Genomic DNA, 24,604 nt, shown 5'->3' with positions numbered 1-24,604 from the left:
TTGGAGATAATTATATTGATCTCTTGCCTTTTCCCGGATAATTATCGAATATTAGTTCCATTATTCTTTGTAATTTGTATCATTCGGTTGCTATGGAAGATAGGAAATGGATCCTTTTTTCTGGAATTATTTTATATATACACCGCATTTACCTGTTTGTTGATGCCTCTGCTGGGGTATATATTTTTCCCCCAGTCAAATTCTTTAGCCGCACTTTGGGGTAGATCCATGCGTGTCGATGAAGACACTTACTTCTCTTTTGTTTTACCTGCTGTAATACTTTTGGGTGTGGTGCTATTCGGATTTAGAAGGAAATCCCCTGATGATGCAGATGTAGTCCGTAATCTTTTACACCGGATAAAAACAGATTTATTAGAGGTTCCTCCATTGGCAATTTTGACTTTATGCTTTATTTCTCTTATGTCTTATAGTATCTCAGAAATACTACCAGATGCTTTAAGACAAGTAAATACCTTTTTGTATTACAGCCTGTTTGCCTTTTTATTCTATATTATTTTCCACAAGAACTTTCCTCAAAGAAAATATTTTGCAATAGGAATAGGTCTATTTATTGTTTTAGATGCATTGCGTTCGGGAATGTTCACTATCATAGCTTACATGGGAGGCTTATTTTTAATAATATTACTCTCGGGGAAAAGAATTCCTTTAATGGCTAAATTGGGTTTATTCATTTTTGCAGTATTCTTTGTTGCATTCTTACAGTTATTTAAGCTGGAATTAAGGAGGTCATTCAAGAGCAGTGTAAATACACCTGTTACAGAGTTAGTAACCAATGTTATTACCAAAACTTCTGCTTCTGAATTTGAAACAACATTATTCCCTCTATATTATAGAATGAACCAGGGTTTCAATATTGCTTTGGTAATGCGCTACATTCCCCAAAACGTTGAATATCTTGGTCCGAAATACTTATTAACCAACTTTGTATCTTCTTTCGTTCCCAGATTATTTTGGGAAGATAAGCCCAAAGCCGGAGGAATTGAAAATATGAGGATTTATGCGGGAATAAATATTAAGGGCTGGTCTACTAATGTAGGCCCAATAGGAGAAGCATATGGCAGCTTTGGATACATAGGCGGATGGTTATATATGATGCTTTTTGCTGGATTTATTCGGTTAGCATATACCAAATTTATCTCATTGTCCAAAAGAATTCCAATATTATTCTTATGGATGCCTCCTTTTTTCTACCAGACTATTTATGTAATGGAATCAGACTCTTTACAAGCTTTTAATTCAATTATGAAAGGAGCTGTCTTTTTGTTTTTATTATACAAATTATTTCCTGTTCTTTTTGGAGTTAGGGATAAATAGGTTACTAATATAAAACCTGTCAAAGTGAAGAGTATTTTTTTTAACGATAAAGAAGTTACCGGTTTTTTTAGGGCAAAGCATGTTACTGTTCCTCAAAGAAAAGTCGATAAATATAAATTATATATTTCTGCTTTATATGTTTCGATCCAAAATGCTATTCTTCAATTTTTAAATAGACGCATATATAGTAAAAGGAAACGTCATCCGAACAGGATATTAGTATTTAGAACAGGGTCTTTGGGTGATTCTGTTTGTGCTACACCCGCTCTTTCCGCTATCAGAAAACATTTTCCGGGAGCTCAAATAACTTTATTGACAAATGCAGGCGGTAAGAATTTAGTTAACCCGGTCAACGTTATCAGCAAAAATTTATATGATGACGTGATTGACTATCTCGGCGTTCAGCCATTTGAATTATATAAAATCCTTAAAAAGCGAAAATTTGACTATGTTATTCAACTTCCCCAGGTAGATGCATCTTTCTTCTCCCTAATCAGAGATTTAATTTTTTTCCGGTTCATTGCCTCTGAAGGATGGGGATGGAAGATATCAAGGGCTCTATTATTTAAAAAAGTACTTGAGAAAAACGTTGCTTACCCCAATGAATCAGAACGTTTAATAAACCTGGCAAAAGAGAATGGAATTGAAACAGCAGAAAATAAATTTCATCTGAATATTTCGAGTGATGATAAACAAAAGGTAGAAGAATATTTTCTGCAGAATGGTATTCAGGACAAAAAAGTAATTACCGTAGCAGTAGGCGCAAATAGTGTCAAAAACAGATGGCCAATTAATTATTTTGAAGAAGTAATTAAACATTTTCATCACAAATATCCGATCCTGCTGTCTGGAGGAAAGGATGATATTGAATTAGTAAGCAGATTTAATGGCATGTATCAGGTGTATAATACCTGTGGTATGTTTACTCCTATGCAAAGTGCGCTGTTAATCAAAAAATCAGCAGTTGCACTTTGTAATGATACCGGCCCTTTACATCTTTCATATGCTGTGGGCACACCTATTGTGGGATTATTTGCTTCAAGAGATTTTTATGGAAAATGGTTTCCCCCAGAGAATTCCGTTAATAGAACATTCAGAACTCCTGATATAGATTGTTCGCTTTGCTTCTTTAATGCGTGTTCGAATAACATCTGTATGCAAGCAATCATGCCTTCAGACGTTATTAGCGCCGTAGAAGAGTTGGCAAGTATTAGAATGAAACCTTGTGAATAAAAATAAATAATCACTTATCGTATGTGCGGCATTGCTGGCATTGTGTCATTTTCCCGAAACATTGATCTGCCTGTTACCATCCGGCGCATGACTAATGCAATAGCACACCGTGGACCTGATACTGATGGGTTTTATTGCAATGACAGCATTGCATTGGGGCACCGGCGGTTGTCAATTATCGATTTGTCAACTGCAGCCAATCAACCTATTGCTGATCATACAGGCAGGTATCAGATCATTTTTAACGGGGAGATCTACAATTTCAGGGAAGTGAGGAAAATGCTTCCTGATTATCCTTTTTCTACCAACAGCGACACAGAAGTGTTGCTGGCTGCATACAGCAAATGGGGAGCAGAGTGTTTGCCTTATTTAAAAGGCATGTTTGCCTTTGTAATATGGGATACTGTTGAACAGGTGATGTTTATTGCCAGGGATCGAATGGGAGTGAAGCCGGTTTATTATTTCGTGAATGACAATGTGTTTTTGTTTGCTTCCGAAATAAGAGGTGTATTGGGAAGTGACCTGGTACCAGCAAAAGCCAATAAATTGTCTATAAGAGAATTTCTGAGCTATCAATCTGTGGGCTTTCCAGAATCTGCCATTCAGGGAGTTCTTCAACTGGAAGCGGGTAGTTCCATTACCATTCGCGATAATAAGTATAGCATAAAAAAATATTGGGATATTACCGACACGCCAGCAATAGATTTTGATTTTGGTGACCGGTTACGTGTTCAGCAGCAAGTACGTCAGTTGTTGCGTAATGCAGTTGAACGGCGATTGGTAAGTGATGTTCCGCTGGGTGCGTTCTTATCGGGTGGTATTGATTCCAGTGCGGTGGTTGGCCTGATGGCAGAAGTTGGCGCCGGCCGACCAAATACATTTACAGCAGGTTTTGAAGAAAAGGAATTTGATGAGTCGGGCTATGCAAATATCATTTCCCGGAAATTCAATACGAACCATAACCAGGTTTTGTTAAAGCCGGCAGTATTCCTGGATGAATTGACGAATGCGCTTAACGCTATGGATACACCAAGTGGAGATGGGGTGAACACTTATGTCGTATCAAAGGCAATCAGACAAAGTGGTCTTACCGTGGCGCTGTCGGGGGTAGGGGGAGATGAATTGTTTGCCGGCTATCCGTTCTTCCAACAGTATCTGCAATTAAAGAAATATGCATCGGTGTGGGGGGGGGCGAAATTATTGCGTTGGGGCGCTGGGCTGGCTTTAGGCAACAGCAATAAAGCACAGCGAATGAAGTCGCTATTGAATGCCCCGGCTTCATCTATTAGGTATTTTTATCCTGAATTCAGGAGGATCATTGCTCCGCAATTGCTTTCATCATTAACCAAATGGGAAAATAGCAGGCCGACATTATTGGAGGAGCAACTGGTTAAATTACCTGCATCGCTGGAAAAATTTCCTTTGTTAAGCCAGGTTTCGATAGCAGAATACATAGGATATACACAACATACACTATTAAAAGACACCGATCAATTTAGCATGGCCGTATCCCTGGAAGTAAGGGAGCCATTTTTTGATCATGATCTGATAGAATTTGTTCTTGCAATACCAGACCATCTTAAATTCCCGGGATTTCCCAAACAATTGTTGGTAGAGTCTTTAAAGGAACTGCTTCCTGATGAGGTGGTACATCGCAAAAAACAGGGATTTTTATTCCCCTGGAATGTCTGGATGAAAAAAGAGCTCCGATCTTTTTGTGAAACCCGCCTGCAACGAATGGCTCAACGTGATTTTATTAATGGTAAATCCCTGCTTGCTTACTGGAAACGATTTTTAAATAACGATGCTTCGGTTCGCTGGATGGAAATCTGGTTATTTGTAGTTCTGGAATACTGGATGGAAAAAAACGGAATTTCTTAAAGGAATTTGTTTATCAGGTTGCAATATGCCTATGCAAAAAGAAAGAAAAACGGTTCTTGTATTGGTTGACTGGTTCAAACCAGGATATAAAGCTGGCGGACCTATCAGGTCGTGTACCAATTTTGCCTATGCATTAAAGAATGACTTTAATATTCGTGTTTTAACAACCGATACCGATCATGGTGAGCAGTATCCTTACAATGATATTATTTCAAATAAGTGGTTGACCAATTTAAGCCCTGATATACAGGTATATTATGCCCGGAAAGCGACTTTATCACTAAAGCAGTTAAAACAGGAGATCATCAACGTAAATGCTGACTACGTTTATTTGAACCACCTGTTTTCGCCGAAATTTGTAATATATCCGCTTTGGCTGAAGATCACCAGTCAACTGAAGAGTAAGATCGTATTATGTCCGCGGGGCGCCTTGTATGAGAGTGCACTTGCAGTAAAGCCAGTTAAAAAGAAGCTCTTTATTGCTCTTTTCAAATTGCTGAAGATTCATAAGCTGATCACCTTTCATGCTACCAATGAGCGGGAGAAGCAGGCAATTCTCGATTATTTTCCAGGCAGTGAGGTCATTATTGCAGATAATTTGCCGGAATCAGATCAGCCGGAATTTGTTAGTTGCCATAAGGAACCCGGGGTGTTGAAATGCATATTTGTTGCACGGGTAGTGCCTATTAAAAATTTATTGTTATTACTGCAGGTATTGCAACAGGTCAAAAGTAACGTGATGCTGTCTGTCGCCGGACCAATTGAAGATGAGCAATACTGGAAGAGCTGTGAAAATCTCATTCAACAATTGCCGTCCAATATTCAGGTAAATTATTTAGGGCCCATAAGTAATGAAGAAGTAAAATTCAGAATTTCCGCTCATCATTTGTTCATACTTCCAACGCAAGGGGAGAATTTCGGACATTCCATATTCGAAGCATTGGTAACAGGCCGGCCGGTTTTAATAAGCGATCAAACGCCCTGGTTACAGCTTGCTCAAAAGAAAGCCGGATGGGATGTAGCCTTAAGCGAGCCGGAAAGGTTTGCACAAATCATTGATGAAATGGCATCGTGGCAACAAGGTCAATTTGAAGAGTGGGCGCTTTCAGCATGGCATTTTGCCAGGTTATTCATTGAAAATCCGGCATTGAAAAAACAGTATCTTAATTTATTTTCATGAAACCTCCGATAAAGCAGGTAAATAACGCGTTATATAGATCTACCATTGAAATCGGTGCTTCAAAACCTAAGCAAATACTTTGGTATTTTGTAAATATTATTTTTTTCAAAAATCCGTTTATCATTATTTCATCTCTAAAAGTTGCGTTGTTGAAGGCTTTTGGAGCCAAAATTGGCAAGGGGGTGGTTATAAAACCTGTAACCAATATTAAATATCCATGGAAGCTGCAAATAGGCGAACATAGCTGGATCGGTGAGGAAGTTTGGATAGATAATTTGTCGCAAGTATACATAGGTAGAAACGTTACTATTTCTCAGGGCGCTTTGTTGTTGACAGGAAGCCATGACCATACTCGTATAACGTTCGATTTTATTTCCTATCCCATTCGGTTGGAAGACGGAGTTTGGATCGGTGCCCGGGCCGTAGTCTTTGGTGGAACAACCTGCCAGTCGCACAGTATTCTCGGAATGAACTCTGTGGCTGAAAAGGACCTTAAATCTTATACTATTTACAAAGGAAATCCTGCGATCCCCGTTTTAAGCAGGACAATTTATTAATCATTGTTCTATTTACACCATTGCTGAAATGCCGGTGTGAACACCAGGAATTTAAATTCAGTAATCAATATTAGCTTTGCTGATCATGCAATCGGTTTCAAAAACAATTAGTCACAGAGTTATAAAGGACGCAATTCGCATCCGTCGTGTGGAAGAGAAATTCCTTGAGTTATTCTCTGCAGGTAAGTTAAATGGTACGGTTCATACCTGTGTTGGTCAGGAATTTTCTGCTGTTGCGTTTGCCGGGCAACTTAAGAAAAAGGATTTTATTTTTTCGAACCACCGGTGTCATGGACATTATATAGCCTTTACCGGTGATATACGGGGCCTGCTGGCTGAATTACTTGGGAAAGCGTCGGGCGTTTCAGGTGGAATAGGCAGCAGTCAACACCTTTGTAATAAGAATTTTTATTCAAACGGAATTCAGGGCGGAATCGTTCCGGTGGCTGCCGGATATGCATTGGGTAATAAGTTAAGGGGGGAAGATGCGATCGGTATCGTATTCATTGGCGATGGTACATTGGGAGAAGGAGCTTTATATGAAACAATGAACATTATTTCCAAATGGGAAATTCCATTACTGATCGTATGTGAGAATAACCTCTATGCACAAAGTACCCCACAACATATAAACCTGGCAGGAGATATAGGATCAAGAGCGTCGGCATTTGGTATTAAAACCTTTGAGGGAGATACCTGGGACCCTGAACTGCTTATCAATAATGCGCAGGGCGCCATTGATTATGTTCGCTCTTCGGTAAAGCCTGGTTTTTTCCTGGTAAATTCCTACCGGTTGAACGCGCATTCAAAGGGAGATGATGATCGTGATAAAGAGGAAGTTGAAATTTACAGAAATAAAGACTTTTTGAATGTTTTCAGTAAGGAGTCATCTGATTATTATAACCGGTATCTGGAAGTTATCAATAAGGAAATAGATGACCTGGTTGATGAGATCCTGCTGGAAGATGAGTTACCACTTGAAAATTATTATAAACCTGAGGCGGTTGTCTCCAACAATAGCTGGGTCGGCCTGGAACCAGTAAATAAAAGACAGGTCGAATTGCTCAATAAATTTTTCAGGGATAAGATCGTATCTGACGACCGGGCCGTTTTTCTGGGTGAAGATATTTTGTCACCCTACGGCGGGGCATTCAAAGTAACCAAAGAATTATCGGTGCTTCGGCCGGAACGCGTGTTCTCAACCCCGATCTCTGAGGCTGCAATAACCGGAATTTCAAATGGGCTTGCATTAAATGGGTTTAAACCACTTGGTGAAATAATGTTTGGTGATTTTATGACACTGGCATTTGATCAGATCGTAAACCACGCATCCAAGTTTCACCACATGTTCAACAAGAAGATCAATTGTCCGGTTGTAATCAGAACCCCCATGGGTGGGCGCAGAGGTTACGGACCTACGCATTCTCAAACGCTTGACAAATTCCTTGTAGGAATTGATAATGTAAAAACAGTTGCTTTAAATACGTTTTTCGATCCGACAATTATATATGAGAGTATTTTTAACGAAGAACATCCTGTACTGGTAATAGAAAATAAAACCGATTACGGTAAAAGAATACTTTCGCATAAATATAGCCATTTCGTATATGAGCGTAATGAAGATGCCTATCCGGTTGTTCGGGTAAAACCTGCTGTGTCCACACCTACAATAACCATTGTAGCCTATGGCGGACAGGCGGATGAAATGTTATCCATGCTGGAAGCTATTTTTCTGGAAACAAACCTGAAGCCTGAGCTTATAGTCCCCTCTCTTATTTCTCAGTTACCTGTTGATATAATTGCTGAATCGACAATGAATACCGGCAGGTTGCTGGTAATTGAGGAAGGCAGTGGTTATGCAGGAATTGGAAGCGAATTATTGGCATCGGTGGCTGAAAGAGCAGAAGGAGCAATAAAAATGAAACGTATTTCGGCTTACCCTGTTCCAATTCCGGCTGTAAAATCACTTGAACATGCGGTACTGCCCGGGAAGAACCGTATTATAAAGGAAATTAAAGAAATATTTTGCTAATGGCATTACTTCAGGATATAACGGTTCCTTTACTGGCTGTAAATGATACAACGCTTACAGTAGTTGATGTTGCATTTCCCAATGGCCAGCCGGTAAAAAAAGGGGAAATTATATTGGTATTTGAAACCTCAAAAACAACATATGAGGTAGTGGCAGAGTCGGACGGCTTTGTGCAATATTTATGCGAGGCGGGCCGTGATTACGAAGTTAATCAGGTGGTAGCTAAAATATTTTCGTCAGCTTCCGAAGTAATAAAAGAGCCGGTTACAGCGAAACAGGAGTATACACCACACGTTCAGGATGGTAAAAAGAATACTGTTAACGACTGGGCCGGTGAAACCTTGTTTTCCCTGGAAGCTATTGACCTCATAGAATCGTTGCATATTGACAAATCGGTTTTTAAGGGAAGGGATTTTGTAAGCAGGCAGGATGTTGAAGAATTAAAAGGGATAAACGGAACCTCAAATAATAAATTACCCGTTCAGCCTGTATCGCAGCAACCTAAAAAAACTGCCATACCGGTTGATAATTCAAAAGTTATTATAGAACGGATTTCTTCAAATAAGAAACGCGAAATTGAATTTCTCAGCCACGTTCAGTCAATCGGTTTAACAAGCACCATTGATGTTTATGTAAATACCGATGGCATCTTTGTGCATCTTAACCGTTCTTTAAAATATTTTAAGAATTCGCTGTTACCTGTGATCATTTATGAAACGGCGCGGTTATTACAAAAATATCCTGCGCTTAATGGCTATTTCACCGGTGATGGAATTGCTTATTATAAAAGTGTAAATGTTGGGTTTGCGGTTGATATTGATAAAGGATTGAAAGTACTTAAGATCGGTGGGGCCGCAGAAAAAGGGTTAACAGAGATAGAAGAAAATATCATGGGCGTTTCAAGTCGCTATCTGGACGATACGTTGCAGATTGACGATCTTACAGATATTACCTTTACGATAACCGATCTGTCTTCGGAAGGTGTTGCATTTTTCAGGCCACTGGTCAATATGATGAATAGCGGTATTTTAGGGGTATCGTCTATTGACGAGAAATTACAACGTTGCACACTTTCCTGTACATTCGACCACCGGGTTACAGAAGGCAAATTAGTGGCCGCATTCCTTAGAGAGCTTGCGAACAGGCTGGAATCGTATCGCGCAACAAACCATAATTACCCGACAAAAGATATTTTGTGTTATAAATGCAGTAAATCGCTACAAGATGACCTGGGAGATGTTGGTTTTGTAAAAAGTATAACGCCCGATGGAAAGGATGGGTATATTTGTCAAAGTTGCCTGAAAGGTTTTTAAGACTATGGAAGAAAAAATAAAGCATCTGATCGCCCCTTTTTTACGGGTTCCCTCCGAACAGATCTCTTATAAGACAATTATTGACCGAACATCTGTAAGTAGTTCCATTACATTGCACCGGATGTATGCAAAGCTGGCCGAGGAAGGCTTTACTGTTCCCGATTACTGGAACGTAAAAACGTTTTCTATTCTTTTGGAAAGAATAAATAGGAATGGCAATGCTCCTGTTACCGGGGTACAGGAAGTGCCGGTAAGTATGAATGGAGTACCGGCGCATGGGCATGTTGGAACATTTGCTGTTGGGATCGATATTGAAGATGTTAATGCAATGCCCAAAACAAATGATTTTCGGGAAGACGAATTCTATAAAATGAATTTTTCTCCGGCCGAAATTTCGTACTGCATATTGCAACCTGCTCCTTATGCTTCCTTTGCCGGTTTGTTTGCAGCCAAAGAGGCTATAGTGAAGGCAGATAATTCAAACAGGAACAGGCCTTTCAATACCATCGTTGTCAGCCACGACCAGGAAGGAAAACCAGCCTATCCCGGATTTCACATCTCAATTTCACATTCCAATAATATGGCTGTCGCTGTTGTATTGCAAATGGAATTTGATCTGCAGCCCGGAAAAGGTAATGAAACGACTGTTACACAGCCTTCCAAAGTTTCAAATGCAAAGTGGTTGTTCTTACTTTCATTTATTATATCATTAGTTGCACTTTTTGTTGCATTATTCAAGTGAATGAGGTATTTAGCGAGTTTATGATGAAAATCTCCATAATCACCGCAACCTACAATAGTGCTGCAACTGTAAAGGAAACATTAACCTGTATAGCTCAGCAGCAATATTCCGATATAGAACATCTTATCGTAGACGGATTGTCGAAAGATGATACCATGGCTATTGTTAAAGAGTTTCCACACGTTGCTAAAGTGACATCTGAGAAAGACCAGGGCATCTATGACGCCATGAATAAAGGCGTGCAACTGGCTACCGGTGATGTCATTGGCATCCTGAACTCTGATGATTTTTATACCAATCCGTTGGTATTGTCAAAAGTGGCAGCGGCTTTTGAAGATCCGGCTGTAGACGCCGTTTATGGGGATCTTCAGTATGTTAAGGCCAACAATGTAAACATGGTAACCAGAACCTGGAGGTCCGGTGTTTACAAAAAGGAAAATCTTTATTACGGCTGGATGCCGCCGCATCCTACTTTTTTTGTTCGCCGGCAGGTATACGAAAAATGCGGGTTGTTCAATACCACATTACGTTCAGCAGCAGATTATGAGCTAATGTTGCGTGTGCTATTAAAGTATAATATCAACGCACGGTATATACCCGAAGTGCTGGTTAAAATGCGGGCAGGCGGAATGAGTAATGCATCTTTAAAGAACAGGTTCAGGGCTAACAAAGAAGACGCCATGGCCTGGAAGCTCAATGAGTTGAAACCTTATTTTTTTACAACCTGGTTAAAACCACTGCGTAAAGTTTTACAATTTAACCCCATCAAAATATGGCAAAAGTAGCATTGGTTACAGGGGTAACCGGACAGGACGGTGCTTATTTAGCTGACCTGTTGTTAAAAAAAGGATACATCGTTCATGGAATCAAGCGTAGAAGTTCTTTGTTCAATACCGAACGTATTGACCATTTATACCAGGATCCACATGAGCAGAATGTACGGTTTAAACTGCATTATGGCGATCTTACCGATTCAACTAATCTCATTCGCATTATACAGGAAACGCAGCCCGACGAAATTTACAACCTTGCGGCCATGAGCCACGTGCATGTAAGTTTTGAAACCCCTGAATACACTGCCAATGCCGATGGTATTGGTACACTGCGTATCCTCGAAGCGGTGCGTTTATTAGGGTTGACACAAAAATCAAAAGTATACCAGGCCTCTACATCTGAATTGTATGGTCTTGTCCAGGAAGTGCCGCAGTCGGAAAAAACGCCGTTTTATCCCCGCTCACCATATGCCGTTGCCAAATTGTATGCCTACTGGATAACAGTGAACTACCGGGAGGCCTATAATATGTTTGCGGTGAATGGCATTCTGTTCAACCACGAGTCTCCGTTACGCGGTGAAACGTTTGTAACCCGGAAGATCACCCGTGGTGTTGCCAAAATAGCAATGGGTTTACAGGATAAGATCTATCTCGGTAACCTCGATGCGCAACGCGACTGGGGCCATGCAAAAGATTATGTTGAAGCGATGTGGTTGATCTTGCAACAGGAAAAACCGGAAGATTATGTAATTGCAACCGGTGTTACTACCCCGGTGCGTGATTTTGTTCGCATGTCTTTTGCCGAGGTAGGCATAGAACTGGAGTTTAAAGGGAAAGCCGAGAATGAAGTGGGCATAGTAAAAGCCTGTAACGATCCGGAGTACCAGATTGAAATTGGTAAGGAGGTAATATCGGTAGATATAAAATATTACCGCCCAACCGAAGTGGATCTGTTGATAGGGGACCCTACCAAGTCTCAAACGCAATTAGGCTGGAAACCAAAGTACGACCTGTCTGCGCTTGTAAAAGAAATGGTAGCAAACGACGTAGAATTGTTTAAAAAAGAGAAATTGTTGCAACAATCCGGCTATTATGTGCGTAATCAATTTGAATAGGTTGTATTGCACCTTGTAATTCGTAATCAACATTCAATACCCGATAGTAACAGTGAATAAGACAGATAAAATATACGTAGCCGGTCACCGCGGCATGGTAGGATCAGCCATTGTTCGCAAATTGGAACAGGAAGGATTTACCAATTTATTAGTGCGTACATCGGCTGAATTGGACCTGCGTAACCAGCAGGCGGTGCAGGCATTTATGCAGCAGGAACAACCTGACCACGTTTTTGTTGCCGCTGCCAAAGTAGGCGGTATCCTGGCCAATAATACTTATCGTGCTGAGTTCATATATGATAATATTATGATCCAGGCGAACATTATTCATGCTTCCTACCTGAATAATGTCAAAAAGCTCATGTTCCTCGGTTCATCCTGTATTTATCCCAAAATGGCGCCGCAGCCGTTGAAAGAGGAATACCTGCTTACCGGCGAACTGGAAGCTACCAACGAGCCTTATGCAATTGCTAAAATTGCAGGCATAAAAATGTGCGATGCTTACCGTTCGCAATATGGTTGTAATTATATTTCGGTAATGCCTACCAACCTGTACGGGCCCAATGATAATTACAGCCTTGAAACTTCTCATGTATTGCCGGCGCTGATCAGGAAGTTTCATGAAGCTAAACTGAAAAACGAGCCATCTGTCGTTATGTGGGGTACCGGTCAGCCAAGAAGGGAATTTCTTCATGCAGATGACCTGGCCGATGCCTGTTATTTTTTAATGCAGCACTATAATGAAGCCGGGTTCGTTAATATTGGAACAGGTGAAGATATTACGATAAAAGACCTTGCGTTACTTGTAAAAGATGTGATTGGGTATAAAGGCAATATTGAGCATGATCTATCGAAGCCCGATGGAACGCCGCGAAAACTGATGGATGTTCAAAAATTGAATAACCTTGGCTGGAAAGCCCAAACAGGTTTACGCGAAGGCGTGGAGAAAGTATATCACGAATTTTCGCAATTGTATGCGGCAGGTTTGTAGATTTGTTTCCGGTATCATTTTTTAAGGTATCAATCAGGCATGTTTTCAATCTTCAAAAAAAAGAAAAGAGCACGTATCGATCTCAGTGGCCTTGTCACCGATATGCATTCGCATTTATTGCCGGGCATTGACGACGGATCGCCTGATACTGACACATCCCTCCAGCTCATTAGTGGTTTACAGGAACTGGGTTACCGGAAGTTCATCACTACCCCGCATATATTGTGGGATGTTTATCAGAACGATGCAAACACCATTGGCGCCGCATACCAGGAGTTACAACAGGCGGCGCAGCTAAAGTATAATTCAGCCGTTCCGCTAACAGCGGCGGCTGAATATTTCCTCGATGAGCATTTTGACGAGTTACTGCAAAACAACGTTCCTTTACTCACATTGCACAAAAACTGGGTATTGGTAGAGTTTTCTTTTGTTACTACCCCGCTTAATTTTAAAGACAAGCTGTTCAATATGCAAATGAAGGGATACCAGCCTGTACTGGCCCATCCCGAGCGGTATTTGTATTTTATGAGCGACAGAAAGTGGTACGACGAGCTGAAAGATGCCGGTTGCTACTTCCAGTTAAATATTCTGTCGCTTGCAGGTTATTATGGTAAGGCCTCTCTTCAATTGGCTCACTACCTCATTGGTAAAAAGTATGTAAATCTGTTGGGAACAGATTGCCATCATTTCCGTCACCTCAACACACTTCGTAACGCCCATAATATAATGGAGCCGATAGCATCTCTTCTTGATAGCGGTCAACTGCTGAATCCTGCATTATAATCCGCAATATTTACTTCCCCGTTTATTACTTTCTTCTTTCCTACTATTCCGGAATATTAATTTGTTTTAAATGACCTCAAAGGATATTGCATTAAAAAACTTTTATAAGTACATGGGAACGTTATTTGGTGAAAAAAATTATCTTTGCGCTAAACTTAATCAGAAATAACGGTCTGGGGGAAGAATGTTTTCGGTTTTAAGCGGGTTTTGTTCGCTTAAGTTTGATAATGATTCGTTTATTTCTAAATCAAGCCTGTGAAATTATCAAGAAAAATTGGTAAGGTCTTCAATTCACGTTATTGTTTCGTTTTCTTAAACGGGTTCCTGCTCGCGTCTATAGTACATTTTTACAATGAAGATTCATACGAAAAGGGCCTGTTCGAATCTCTTGCCGAAAACGTTAGAAGCAAATCAATTGGAAAAACACCTTACGATGAAGCCATTCTGCTGAATAGTCTTCATCTTACACATTATTTAGGTGAAAGGCGATCCATTGTTTTTAGAGATAAAGAAGTGCATTCTTTCAAGGCTGCTGTTGTACATCCCGTTACTTATGACCTCATGACCACCAGTGGCGCCTGTGGGAGCTTTGCCTATATTTTAAGCCGGTTGTTGAATGAGTTAAAGATTCCCAACCGGATTGCCCAAATGAAAGTGGATGGCATTTATGCCGGGCATAATGTGGTAGAAGCAAAAACATCTAAAGGTTGGGTTGTACTAGATGGTTTGAATAACCTGTATTTCAAAAAAGCCGATGGAAACCTGGCCAGTTTTAGTGACGTGCAACACAACTGGAATTTCTATAGCAGCCAGGTTCCCGCCAATTATGATCACAAGTACAAATATGAAGGCGTGCGGTACACAAACTGGAATAAGGTGCCTGTTTTGATGCCGGCTATAAAAGGTATTCTTTCCGCAACATTGGGAAAAGAAAAGACTGAACATTTATCTTTACGCACTTTCTTTTTAAGAAAGTTCCATATATTATTAGAGGTGGCTGCCTGCTTATATGTAATACTGCTGTTTCTTTCCATTCGGAATTTTATGCGAAGAAATCCTCAAAAGATCAAAAATTATCTTTCTTCATTCATTACCAGCAAAAAGGCATTGGTCATGCCGGTGAATGAAAAAAAGGCAAGTGCTTGACAACCTGATTAACATCCTTGTGAACCTGTTAATTATCAACTACTTCCAAAATATCTACTGCTGGTTTAAGCTTTCTGCGGAAATGTTTAAACAATTTCCCCTTACACTTTGTAGTTAATTGTATATGAATGCGTTTACCATAAAGGACCTGGAAAATCTTTCTGGTATCAAAGCCCATACGATTCGTATATGGGAACAGCGCTATTCTTTTCTGCGGCCGCAACGCACCTCTACCAATATCCGCTATTATACCAATGAAGAATTAAAGGTGGTATTGAACATCGCCCTGCTCAATAAATACGGGTACAAAATTTCCCATATAGATAAGATGAGCTCGCAGGAAATGCGGGAAAAAATTGTCTCGCTTTCTCATATAGAAGCCCAGCAGGAGCGGTTGGTAAACGATCTGTTGCAGTATATGATCGATCTCGACCTCGAACGGTTTGAAGATGTATTGGATAATTATATAATGGCCAAAGGGATCGATAAAGCCATCAGTTTTCTGATCTTCCCTTTCCTCGATAAGATCGGCATTTTATGGCAGGCCAGCCATATTCACCCCGCCCAGGAACACGTGGTTACCAATATCATCAGGCAAAAACTGATCGTTGGTATCGAAAGCGTGGTGTCACATATTACTGTCAATAAAAAGGTGATCCTTTTTTTACCTGAGGGCGAGTATCATGAACTGGGGCTGCTATACACCTATTATTTGCTTAAAAGCCGGGGTGTGCAGGTCATTTACCTGGGGGCCAATGTGCCTTTTCACGACCTTGAGTTCATAACCTCCTGCAAACAACCCGATTACCTGTATACCCACCTCACCTGCATAGCCGGTAATTTTAATTTCGAAAAATTCCTCGGTAAGATCAGGCAGCATACGCCACAGACCCAGATCATTGTTTCGGGCCAGCTTACCAATTGTAACCTGAAAAAACTGCCTGCCGGAATCCTCCTTAAACGCTCCCTGGCCGAAGTACTGGAGTTTATAGCAGTCCTTTAGCATTATTTAATATACCTCCTCGGCTGAATTTTCATTTTCTTAACAAATATTTCTGCCTTTAAATCGTCAATCCAAATAGGGGATAATCCATTCTGTAATGTCATATCCTTAGCCGCCAAAATGTACTAAGTGCCTGCGCCAGAACCATATCGGATGGGTAAGGCGTTCCGGCGCCGGAATGCAGCGGGCAGGCAGGGTGGTTTAATATTTTATTATAGAATTATTAATTACCCGGATTTTTCCCGTAAACAATTTCTGTTTAAATTTGCAGTGTAATTATTTAAACAACTTTTTTATGTCGACGGTTGAATTTAATCAAATGCTGGTGAACAATGCGGAGTTTTTGAAGCCGTTTGCAATAACGTTGACGAGAGACTCTGAGGCTGCGAAAGACCTGTTCCAGGAAACGCTGTTTCGTGCATTGGCCAACAAAGACAAGTATAGTGTAGGCACTAATATCAAGGCATGGCTGTATACTATCATGCGCAATATCTTTATTAACAATTACCGTAGAAAAGTTAAACAGAATACTATCTTCGATAGTACTCCGAATGACTTTCTTATAAATCAAACCCAAAGCGTAGTTGCTAATAACGCCGAATCAAATTTGCGTTTAAAAGATATTCAGGAAGCTATTCACAACCTGCCACAGATATTCAGAAACCCGTTTCTGCTGTATTTTGATGGTTTTAAATATCATGAAATTGCAGATATGCTTGGCGAGCCGCTGGGTACCATTAAAAGCCGCATTCACTTTGCCCGTAAACTGTTAAAGACGCAAATAGAAAGGCACTAAACGCCTTTTATTTGCGCCTAAGCCAGCAGGGATGTGCTATATATCAGGATCGTCCCCGGATAACCTCTTTTCCTTGTTTCATCGGTTTTGAATCCTTTTATTCAAAAGGCCATGTATTGCAGTCCTTTTAGGTGAGGCTGTTTGAGCGCATGTTTTTGTAATGCAATTATGGTAACACCATGATTATTTAGCAACTTTGTCTCATGAGTAAAGTAACCGATGTTATACTTGTCAATGAACAGGATGAGCCCATTGGAGTAATGGAAAAGATGGAAGCCCACCGCAAGGCGGTGCTGCATCGCGCTTTCAGCATTTTTGTTTTCAATAGCAAGGGCGAGATGCTGCTGCAGCAACGGGCACAGGGTAAATACCATAGCGGCGGTTTATGGACGAATACCTGTTGCAGTCACCCGGCCCCGGGCGAGCATACTTTGCATGCCGCAACCCGCCGGTTAAACGAAGAAATGGGCTTTACTACTTTGCTCGAAAAGATTTTTGATTTTGTATACCTGGCCGAGTTTGAGCATGGCTTAACAGAACATGAATTCGATCATGTTTTTATAGGCATGTATGAGGGTAAAATTACACCCGACCCGATGGAAGTAAAAGACTACTGTTATAAAAGTCTTGATGAAATAGAAGCTACCCTGCAATCACACCCGCAGAAATATACGGCCTGGTTCAATATTGCATTTCCAAAAGTACGGCAATGGGCTGCCGAAAACCTGTTGAAAAAGGTTGTTTAGTCCCTTAATTATCCTTTCTCAAATATCATCTTCTCGATCTTCTACAGTTCTACAGAAAACACTTAGTTGCCTGTAAACATATTGATGATTTTATTCAATTGCTCAATGCAATAGTCGTTAACCGCTATGCTTAATATTATTTTTGGAACAGGAAGTCCAATACCTTTTGAAACAGGCCCCGTTTTTAAAACGGTATCTTATGAACGAAATCAGAACTGTTACTTACCGGAGACCTGTAAAGGTATATGCACCAATATCTATGAAAGCCGTTGAGAACACGATTTACAGGTGTGATAGAAATTACCTGGATCTCTCCGCCAGCTGGCGGAGGGATTTTTTATTTAGGGAAGGCCCGTTCTTCCATTCCCTGCTCCGGCGGATATTACTGTTTAAGGAGCATGTAAGCAGGAATATCCAATGCTTCGGCTAACTGAGCCAGCGTATTAAGCGTAACATTCACCTCGCCGTTCTCCATTCTGCTTATTTCGGCATTGTCAATATTACAAATGGCGTACAAGTCGCGTTGGCTCAAGCCCTTTTCATTTCTGAAATGGCGCAGATTTGCGCCGAAAGTTTTCAATATCTGGTGATTAGCAGCCAATGGTGGTTGAATTAGACGGTTAAGATGAAATTTTTTTTTAATAATTTGGCTGGGGTATAGTACATCATATTAAAAAATATATTATCTTCGTTTAAGCATTATCAGGGGATTGCATAGGTAAGAAAGCTCACGTTTAAGGCTCCTTACCGCATTATTGATCATTCCTTCACCATTAACTTATTTGTTATGCGGTCCCTGAATAATCATCCCGAGTGGCATAATCAACCTCTTCGGCTTAATGAGGAAGAATTAAAGAACCCACGTCTTATCATCGAGAACTTTTTCGAGTGTTACCATTTACAGGAGGTGCGGCAAATGCTGTGGAACTGGATGGTTGAAATCGTAAGCAGCAGCCGGAGCATTTCACAGGAAGGCCAGCAACGCAACGACCACATTTACTTTTATGAAAAAATGGAATCGCTGGTAGAAGCCGCGTTTCTGATCAATCAAAGATCTGAGGTGTGATAATTAAGAATATTACTATAAAGAAGGTTATAGATGGCTTTAGCTTTAGATGTATGTTTAGGTAAGGGGGATTCCTTCACCTTTTCTGTACCACCAATCCGTACCCTATATTTTTTATAACAGCTTATTTATCTACATCAAAAGTGAAATAATAACTGCCTGCATAATCGGCTTCATCCATTCCCTGTAATACAGCTACATATTTCCCTTTCATGTCACTGGTATAAAACTCGACAGTGGCCTGTCCGCTGCTATCGGTTTGAACATCGGGCGACCAGTATAACAGGTTCCTGAAATCGGGCATTCGGCTCAACGCCTGTTGTTCGGTCTTATATACGGGTGAGTAGAATTCCCTTTTTAACTGCAGACCTTCATAGTCGAGAATTACAGCTTTTGAATCAAGCTTCAGGTCCTGCATATCGCCATGGTAAGTAGTGAAGTTCACGATACCATGGTAAACAAACTCGCCCTTTATGAATTTGTTGGTGGTCACTTCCAGCCTGTTTACTTTAAGCGGATCGTAGTTCAACAGAATATGGTTATTTACCTTAACGCCATCAAGTAAGATAAGTGGTTCAGTAGGATAAAAATCCCTTACTTCAAAGTTAAAGACCTTGAGGTGCAACTGACCATCCCAACGGCGCACCGCTACTTCCGGCACATACTCCCGCAACACTTCTTCCATAGTTGTGAACCGGGTATAATCATCAAGTTTATACACTTTATATGGTTTGCCATAGAACGGAAACGTGTCTATTTCAGGAATAGCAAAATGGCTAAGTTTACCCGGGTCGTAAGTATTCAGCACCTGCATGCCTATGCTATGTTCATTAAGCGCATATTGTGAAGCGGCTGGTAATGCAAACGGGGGCAGCAGCCGGTTGCTGTATTTTTCCGAGAAAGGGTTCAATACATTCACGCGGTAGTTGCTGTCGGGCGCATCGGTTTGCACAATGATCTCGTTCTGTCCATAATAATCCCGTACATCAAAATATATCTTGCCTTCCTTATCTGTTTTGGTATTATAGAATTGCAACTGAATGCCGGGGATCGATAACCAGGCATCAATAGGATTTTCAGGTATGGTACCCGAATTATGTTTTATTTGGCAGGTAATGATATGCCCATCAAACTCAGGGGTATATTCAAAGGCCGGCCGTTTATCGTTCAATACAACCTGCCAGTTGAATTTTCGCCAGCCATGTACCAGCATAAGATTTTCGGTCGCCTCTTTTACATCTCCTGCTTCTGTAAAATACCAGGCCGGCGATTCAATATGGCCCGTTAGTTCAGATGTAAGCCATAAATAGGCAGGCAGGTTATTGGGATCAACGGTTTGCAGTGAATCGAGCCGGTAAACCGCCAGGGAAAGATCGGCCTGTACACCGCTTTGTGCATTGCCATGTTTTGTGTTTACCGATAACGCTACCCGTTTACGGTTACCGTACCGGGGCGCATTGCTGCTGGCGGTAACCGATAATACCTGCGCCGGTCTTTTGAAGTACAGGCGCTCACAAACCGGTTGTTGCTGTTCATTAAAGACGGTAAGGGTAGTAATGCCATCGGCCAGTTTGTTTTTATCGAAAGAAAAGGTAGCAACGCCATTGAAAACCGGTTGCTTTTCCGCTACCTGCATTACCTGCCGGTTGTGTGCGAACAGAAACACCGGTTGCGGCTGCATTGCTTTTGCGGTCACGGTAACCTTTATTACGCCCGTTCCTTCATCTTCCAGATGCATTACATAACCCTGTTCATATGCCTGGGGTAATGTTTGCGTAATGCTTTGGCCATCGGGTAACAAGATAACTGCTTTATAAGATTGCGTACCGGCAGGCGTGAACATAAAATTTCCCATTCCAAACCTGAGCGTCTGAAACCTGGCCGATGTATCATTATTTTCCGATAGAACAACACCTTTACAATCAACTCCATTTCCAAGGGCATCGGTAACCTGAAAGGCTATTTTACTGGTTGTTTCTTTTACCAGGTTGCCGCCTTCGGGGAAGAAGGCTACCCTGTACAGTTTGGCGGTTGTATCTGCAGCCGGGGTGGTAAGGGTTTTTAAAGTGTTGACGATGGATAGCGTTTTTTCAAAATAATAAGCCGCGCTGAAATTCTTCATCCAGTTGGTATACGCCCGCAGTTTGTAATTACCCGAGGTTACCGATACCGGTAAATAAAATGAACCATTTCCTTTTCCTTTCCGGAGGTGAATTTTTGCCTGCATTACCGGTTTGTTCTCTTTGTCGAGTATTTCAACATAGGCAATCTTGCTCAGGTCGGCAGGTAGATGTCGTGCGCCATCTACACTATATATTTTGAACCATAACAGCTCACCCGCCAGGTAGAAACTCTTGTCGGTATGCACATACAGTTTTTCGGGCGTACTGCTGCTGTTGAATTGTTTAAACCGCTCAGGTATAGCCGCAAAAGCATCCTGCCCATTTGTTTGAGATGCAAACAAATGCAGGAATAGTAGCGTTGCTGAAAGATACAGGTAGTTGAATGATTTCATGTATACAGGCTGTTGTAACAGATCGGGTTTTATGGCCAGAAAGGCGGTTTTACATTAGTGCCGCGCAAGGTACAGTCAACACACACCGGCGAAGCGCCTAAATAGGTAAAAATGTCGCCGCTCTGGTTCCATTGAACGGGCGATACCGGCATCAGGTATGAATAATATTCTGCCGAATCAACCGGTACGTTATATGTATAGCAATCCTGGTAATATTGCCAGTCGGGCACGTCCCTCCGGCTGATCCAGATCCTTTTTTCCTGGCGGTTGGCGATGCTGAAGAAACCGATAACCGGTTCTCCGGGTGTTGTTGTGCAATGAATATTTCCCTTAAGCTCAGATGGCTGCCGGCCAAAGAATGACCCGGTTTCCTCCGAATTCTTTTTCATTTTATCAAGGAACTCATACTCCTCCCTGGTTAATGCATATTGCTTTACCAGTACACTGTACAGAACGCTTAATTTCCAGGAGCGCGGTTCAATATATATTAACGGTTTGTGTATACTGTCGATGCTCAGTTTTTTGGATGAGCCCAGGATCAGGCTTGTTGAATGCTGATCGCGCCAGCAGGTGTAGAGTTTGGGCTCACGGCCCATATCTGCCCGGCGCCATTTTATGCCAACGATCTGATTGTTGCTGTCTCTTAAAAAATCGAGACTTGTATGGTAGGTAGAATGATACTCCCAGGTTTCTTCGGTAGTCCAGCGATAATACCAGGTATTGTTTTTAGGGTCGTGTGTATTTACATAGATCTGCAGGCCGCCGCGCTCTCTTATCCAGCCCACGCTGTCTATAGGCGGCGCTATCCGTACGTTCACATAATCCGAGGCATATTCTTTTCCTTCCCTTGTTTTGATGTATAACCGGTATTGCTGGCTGGTGTTGAGTGTAAGATTATCGATGGTGTATCTTCCGCCGCCGTTCTCGGTAAAGTTAAAGGTTGTATTATCACGCCCCTGTAACCGAACCTGGGCCAGAGTTTCATTGATAAGTTTCGCCGTATCATCGAGCGGAATGGTTCGTGAGATCTGCAGCTCGGCCGGCCCGGTAGCGCTTACATATCCTTCAATCACCAGGTAGCCGGTTACCGGCGCTTTTACCGGCGCATCATATTTTTCTTTACAACAGAGCAACAGGATCGTCAGGCAGCAGTAAACAAGCTTTCTCATAATATAATGTTTAAAACCTGATATTGAAGTTTACAAACGGGATCGCATTTCCGAAAACAGCCAGCTTATATCCATTGATGGCGCCATTCTCCGAAACATAATATACCGAATAAGGGTTTTTTCTTCCCGTAAGGTTGTACACGCCGATCGTCCAGGAATTATGCGTTTTCTGATGCACTTTATGATTGCCTTCAATGTTCATTGACAGATCGGTGCGGAAATAATCGGGAATACGATAAGCATTGCGGTCGGAATATAATGCCCGCCATGAACCGGCATAGTAGTAACGGCCGACAGGTAGTGTTATAGGCCGGCCGGTACTGTAGGTAATGTTCATGGAAACGCTGAAGCGGTGACTGAACCGGTAGTTGCCCACCATGGTAATATCGTGCGGTTTATCATAATTGGCCGCATAATATTTTCCGCCATTGATGACCTCGCCTTTGGTTGAATCTTCCATCTTCAATAGTATTCTCGACCAGGTATAACTGATCCAGCCGTTCAGTTTACCGTTTTGTTTTTTTACCAGTAGCTCAACCCCATAAGCTTTGCCGCGGGTGCTCATCACGTCGGTTTCTATATGGTGGTTCAATACCAGCTGCGCCCCGCTTTTATAATCGAGATAATTTTTAATGTTCTTATAGTATACTTCGGCAGAAGTTTCAATGGTATTTGATTTGAAGTTCTTATAAACCCCGAATGAAACCTGGTCGCCGGTCTGCGGCTTTATATTGGGATCGCTGAGTTTCCAGATATCGGTGGGTGAAACGGCCGTGGTGTTCGATAATACATGAATGTATTGGCGCAATGAATTATACCCCGCTTTTACCGAAAGGCTTTGGGTAAGGCTATAACGAAGCGCCAGCCGGTACTCGGGCCCGTGGTAGGTGTGAATGAATTTATTTTTGCCGTAGGTTATTGTTTGCAGCAGGTTATCTTCTGTAACAGGTAAGCCGGGTGCATACTCATTTATATTTTTTGGCCCCAGGAAATTATAAATAGAGTACCGCAGTCCTGCCTGTAATGAAAGCTCATCGGTGATGTTCCATTTTTCACTGATGTAGGCGGCGCTTTCCAGGGCATGTTCCGTTTCCATATCGTCTTTAACCACCAGCGATTGTTTAGCGTTGGGCTCATAAGTGCCCGGGTTCAGGCGGTAACGAATGGAACTGATGCCAAAGTCGATGGTATGATTGGCATTGATGTACCGGTTAAAATCAGTTTTGAAATTATACTGGTTGATCCTGAATTTCATTTTGTAGGCGAACAAACTGTCTTTGTCGCTGCCGATATTGTAATCATAATGATCGAAGCCGCCGGTTAGCACCATGGTAAGCTTGTTTGAAAAAGTATGCTTCCATTTCACCGATACGTTGCGGTTGCTGTAACCATATACGGTATCGCTGTTGAGGTTGAACCGGTCTCTGCTTATATAGCCCGTTATATACAGGTTGTTCTTCTTATTGAACTGGTGACTGATATTGAGGTTCACATCGTAAAACGAGGCCTTGCTTTTCTCATATTCATCGGGTAAAAATTGCAGTAGCCAGTTGGCGTACGTGGTTCTGGCCCCGAGGATAAAAGATGTTTTATCTTTTTTGATCGGCCCCTCCAGCGTTATGCGGCTGGTAAGTAAACCGATACCGGCTACGCCCGCAAAATTTTTCTTATTGCCTTCGCGGCTGCTGATATCGAGCACGGAGGAAAGGCGGCCGCCGTATTTGGCCGGAATGCTGCTTTTATACAATTCCACTTCTTTCACCACTTCAGGATTGAATGCCGAAAAGAACCCGAAGAAATGTGAAGGGTTATAAATAGTGGCATCGTTGAACAGGATCAGGTTTTGATCGGCGGAGCCGCCGCGTACATTGAACCCGGTGCTGGCTTCGCCCACTGATTTTACCCCGGGCAACATCAACACGGCCCTTAAGATATCGGCTTCCCCAAAAGCGGTAGGCACCTGTTTTATGGCTTTAATGGTCAACCGGTCGGTGCCCAATTGCACGTTGCGGATATTGGCCAGTTTCTGTGCCGATACGATCACTTCTTTCAGCGAGGTAACCCGCTCATTCATGTCAATATCGAAATTGCCGGTTGAATATACCATTACCTGCCGCCGCGTATCTTTCATCCCAATGCCCTGAATGGTGAGCAGGTTGCGTCCTTTGGGCAGGGTGATGGAGTAATAGCCATATTGATCGGTGGCAACGCTTACAGCCGGGTTTAAT

At 41.7% G+C, this 24,604-nt stretch carries 21 protein-coding genes; 17 read left to right on the top strand and 4 right to left on the bottom strand.

The genetic code is table 11. From position 1 onward, the window contains the following. The 16 genes from A4R26_RS29655 to idi all read left to right on the top strand — a co-directional run. Positions 1 to 1,335, top strand: a 1,335-nt coding sequence (locus A4R26_RS29655) for a hypothetical protein (protein WP_207625852.1), incomplete at its 5' end; no start/stop codon positions are given. A gap of 24 nt (positions 1,336 to 1,359) precedes the next feature. Further along, a complete protein-coding gene (locus A4R26_RS29650) occupies positions 1,360 to 2,568 on the top strand; it encodes a glycosyltransferase family 9 protein (protein WP_165760468.1) in 1,209 nt (402 codons plus the stop codon). Positions 2,569 to 2,589: 21 nt separating this feature from the next. After that, the gene (gene asnB / locus A4R26_RS29645; RefSeq protein ID WP_081170146.1) at positions 2,590 to 4,449 is read left to right on the top strand and encodes an asparagine synthase (glutamine-hydrolyzing); all 1,860 of its coding nucleotides are present in this window, start codon (positions 2,590 to 2,592) and stop codon (positions 4,447 to 4,449) included. Between the two features lie 31 nt (positions 4,450 to 4,480). Beyond that, positions 4,481 to 5,629: a glycosyltransferase family 4 protein gene (locus A4R26_RS29640; RefSeq protein WP_165760467.1), complete on the top strand. Its 1,149-nt coding sequence runs from the start codon at positions 4,481 to 4,483 to the stop codon at positions 5,627 to 5,629. After that, the gene (locus A4R26_RS29635; RefSeq protein ID WP_107685923.1) at positions 5,626 to 6,186 is read left to right on the top strand and encodes a WcaF family extracellular polysaccharide biosynthesis acetyltransferase; all 561 of its coding nucleotides are present in this window, start codon (positions 5,626 to 5,628) and stop codon (positions 6,184 to 6,186) included. The genes A4R26_RS29640 and A4R26_RS29635 overlap by 4 nt, the downstream gene beginning before the upstream one ends. Before the next feature lie 85 nt (positions 6,187 to 6,271). Then, positions 6,272 to 8,218 carry a dehydrogenase E1 component subunit alpha/beta gene (locus tag A4R26_RS29630; protein ID WP_081170144.1) on the top strand — a complete coding sequence of 649 codons (1,947 nt, stop codon included), beginning with the start codon at positions 6,272 to 6,274 and terminating at the stop codon, positions 8,216 to 8,218. Next, positions 8,218 to 9,531 carry a 2-oxo acid dehydrogenase subunit E2 gene (locus tag A4R26_RS29625; RefSeq protein ID WP_081170143.1) on the top strand — a complete coding sequence of 438 codons (1,314 nt, stop codon included), beginning with the start codon at positions 8,218 to 8,220 and terminating at the stop codon, positions 9,529 to 9,531. Before A4R26_RS29630 ends, A4R26_RS29625 begins: the two co-directional genes overlap by 1 nt. Before the next feature lie 4 nt (positions 9,532 to 9,535). Continuing rightward, positions 9,536 to 10,273, top strand: a complete 738-nt coding sequence (locus A4R26_RS29620) for a holo-ACP synthase (RefSeq protein WP_081170142.1) — start codon at positions 9,536 to 9,538, stop codon at positions 10,271 to 10,273. A gap of 20 nt (positions 10,274 to 10,293) precedes the next feature. Next, positions 10,294 to 11,058 (top strand): glycosyltransferase family 2 protein, encoded by a 765-nt coding sequence (locus A4R26_RS29615; protein ID WP_242675052.1) that lies wholly within the window; start codon positions 10,294 to 10,296, stop codon positions 11,056 to 11,058. Continuing rightward, the gene (gene gmd, locus A4R26_RS29610) at positions 11,046 to 12,161 is read left to right on the top strand and encodes a GDP-mannose 4,6-dehydratase (protein WP_081170141.1); all 1,116 of its coding nucleotides are present in this window, start codon (positions 11,046 to 11,048) and stop codon (positions 12,159 to 12,161) included. Before A4R26_RS29615 ends, gmd begins: the two co-directional genes overlap by 13 nt. Positions 12,162 to 12,213: 52 nt before the next feature. Then, the gene (gene fcl / locus A4R26_RS29605) at positions 12,214 to 13,152 is read left to right on the top strand and encodes a GDP-L-fucose synthase (RefSeq protein WP_081170140.1); all 939 of its coding nucleotides are present in this window, start codon (positions 12,214 to 12,216) and stop codon (positions 13,150 to 13,152) included. Between the two features lie 39 nt (positions 13,153 to 13,191). After that, positions 13,192 to 13,935, top strand: a complete 744-nt coding sequence (locus A4R26_RS29600) for a tyrosine-protein phosphatase (RefSeq protein WP_081170139.1) — start codon at positions 13,192 to 13,194, stop codon at positions 13,933 to 13,935. A gap of 255 nt (positions 13,936 to 14,190) precedes the next feature. Beyond that, complete coding sequence (locus tag A4R26_RS29595; protein WP_081170138.1) at positions 14,191 to 15,081, top strand: hypothetical protein; 891 nt, start codon at positions 14,191 to 14,193, stop codon at positions 15,079 to 15,081. A gap of 124 nt (positions 15,082 to 15,205) precedes the next feature. After that, positions 15,206 to 16,084, top strand: a complete 879-nt coding sequence (locus A4R26_RS29590) for a MerR family transcriptional regulator (protein ID WP_081170137.1) — start codon at positions 15,206 to 15,208, stop codon at positions 16,082 to 16,084. Positions 16,085 to 16,379: 295 nt separating this feature from the next. Continuing rightward, entirely contained in the window at positions 16,380 to 16,880 is a 501-nt protein-coding gene (locus A4R26_RS29585) for an RNA polymerase sigma factor (protein ID WP_081144569.1), read from the top strand. 203 nt (positions 16,881 to 17,083) lie between these two features. After that, positions 17,084 to 17,626: an isopentenyl-diphosphate Delta-isomerase gene (idi, locus tag A4R26_RS29580; protein ID WP_081170136.1), complete on the top strand. Its 543-nt coding sequence runs from the start codon at positions 17,084 to 17,086 to the stop codon at positions 17,624 to 17,626. A 382-nt stretch (positions 17,627 to 18,008) separates the two neighbouring features. On the opposite strand, the gene A4R26_RS29575 is transcribed toward idi, so the two are convergent. Further along, positions 18,009 to 18,206, bottom strand: coding sequence for a helix-turn-helix domain-containing protein (locus A4R26_RS29575; RefSeq protein WP_278248458.1), 198 nt, complete (start codon positions 18,204 to 18,206; stop codon positions 18,009 to 18,011). 207 nt (positions 18,207 to 18,413) lie between these two features. On the opposite strand from A4R26_RS29575, the gene A4R26_RS29570 reads away from it, so the two are divergent. Then, positions 18,414 to 18,692, top strand: coding sequence for a hypothetical protein (locus A4R26_RS29570; RefSeq protein ID WP_081170135.1), 279 nt, complete (start codon positions 18,414 to 18,416; stop codon positions 18,690 to 18,692). A 124-nt stretch (positions 18,693 to 18,816) separates the two neighbouring features. Here A4R26_RS29570 and A4R26_RS29565 read toward each other — a convergent pair whose 3' ends face one another. The 3 genes from A4R26_RS29565 to A4R26_RS29555 form a co-directional block, all read right to left on the bottom strand. Next, positions 18,817 to 21,207, bottom strand: a complete 2,391-nt coding sequence (locus A4R26_RS29565; protein WP_081170134.1) for a hypothetical protein — start codon at positions 21,205 to 21,207, stop codon at positions 18,817 to 18,819. A gap of 29 nt (positions 21,208 to 21,236) precedes the next feature. Next, positions 21,237 to 22,376: a DUF4249 domain-containing protein gene (locus A4R26_RS29560; RefSeq protein WP_081170133.1), complete on the bottom strand. Its 1,140-nt coding sequence runs from the start codon at positions 22,374 to 22,376 to the stop codon at positions 21,237 to 21,239. A 10-nt stretch (positions 22,377 to 22,386) separates the two neighbouring features. After that, on the bottom strand, positions 22,387 to 24,604 hold a 2,218-nt coding region (locus A4R26_RS29555), incomplete at its 5' end, for a TonB-dependent receptor plug domain-containing protein (protein WP_107685921.1).

It is taken from the genome of Niastella populi (genome assembly GCF_002078015.1).
In the GTDB taxonomy this organism is placed as follows: domain Bacteria; phylum Bacteroidota; class Bacteroidia; order Chitinophagales; family Chitinophagaceae; genus Niastella; species Niastella populi.
Note: the sequence above shows the minus strand (reverse complement) of the source record. Positions and strands in the feature narration are given on the sequence as shown.

What these genes read in the sequence shown, in the direction of transcription:
- asnB (WP_081170146.1), top strand. Translation starts at nt 2,590, where the DNA reads ATGTGCGGCATTGCTGGCATTGTGTCATTTTCCCGAAACATTGATCTG.
- A4R26_RS29640 (WP_165760467.1), top strand. Translation starts at nt 4,481, where the DNA reads ATGCAAAAAGAAAGAAAAACGGTTCTTGTATTGGTTGACTGGTTCAAA.
- A4R26_RS29635 (WP_107685923.1), top strand. Translation starts at nt 5,626, where the DNA reads ATGAAACCTCCGATAAAGCAGGTAAATAACGCGTTATATAGATCTACC.
- A4R26_RS29630 (WP_081170144.1), top strand. Translation starts at nt 6,272, where the DNA reads ATGCAATCGGTTTCAAAAACAATTAGTCACAGAGTTATAAAGGACGCA.
- A4R26_RS29625 (WP_081170143.1), top strand. Translation starts at nt 8,218, where the DNA reads ATGGCATTACTTCAGGATATAACGGTTCCTTTACTGGCTGTAAATGAT.
- A4R26_RS29620 (WP_081170142.1), top strand. Translation starts at nt 9,536, where the DNA reads ATGGAAGAAAAAATAAAGCATCTGATCGCCCCTTTTTTACGGGTTCCC.
- A4R26_RS29615 (WP_242675052.1), top strand. Translation starts at nt 10,294, where the DNA reads ATGATGAAAATCTCCATAATCACCGCAACCTACAATAGTGCTGCAACT.
- gmd (WP_081170141.1), top strand. Translation starts at nt 11,046, where the DNA reads ATGGCAAAAGTAGCATTGGTTACAGGGGTAACCGGACAGGACGGTGCT.
- A4R26_RS29600 (WP_081170139.1), top strand. Translation starts at nt 13,192, where the DNA reads ATGTTTTCAATCTTCAAAAAAAAGAAAAGAGCACGTATCGATCTCAGT.
- A4R26_RS29590 (WP_081170137.1), top strand. Translation starts at nt 15,206, where the DNA reads ATGAATGCGTTTACCATAAAGGACCTGGAAAATCTTTCTGGTATCAAA.
- A4R26_RS29585 (WP_081144569.1), top strand. Translation starts at nt 16,380, where the DNA reads ATGTCGACGGTTGAATTTAATCAAATGCTGGTGAACAATGCGGAGTTT.
- idi (WP_081170136.1), top strand. Translation starts at nt 17,084, where the DNA reads ATGAGTAAAGTAACCGATGTTATACTTGTCAATGAACAGGATGAGCCC.
- A4R26_RS29570 (WP_081170135.1), top strand. Translation starts at nt 18,414, where the DNA reads ATGCGGTCCCTGAATAATCATCCCGAGTGGCATAATCAACCTCTTCGG.
- A4R26_RS29565 (WP_081170134.1), bottom strand. Translation starts at nt 21,207, where the DNA reads ATGAAATCATTCAACTACCTGTATCTTTCAGCAACGCTACTATTCCTG.
- A4R26_RS29560 (WP_081170133.1), bottom strand. Translation starts at nt 22,376, where the DNA reads ATGAGAAAGCTTGTTTACTGCTGCCTGACGATCCTGTTGCTCTGTTGT.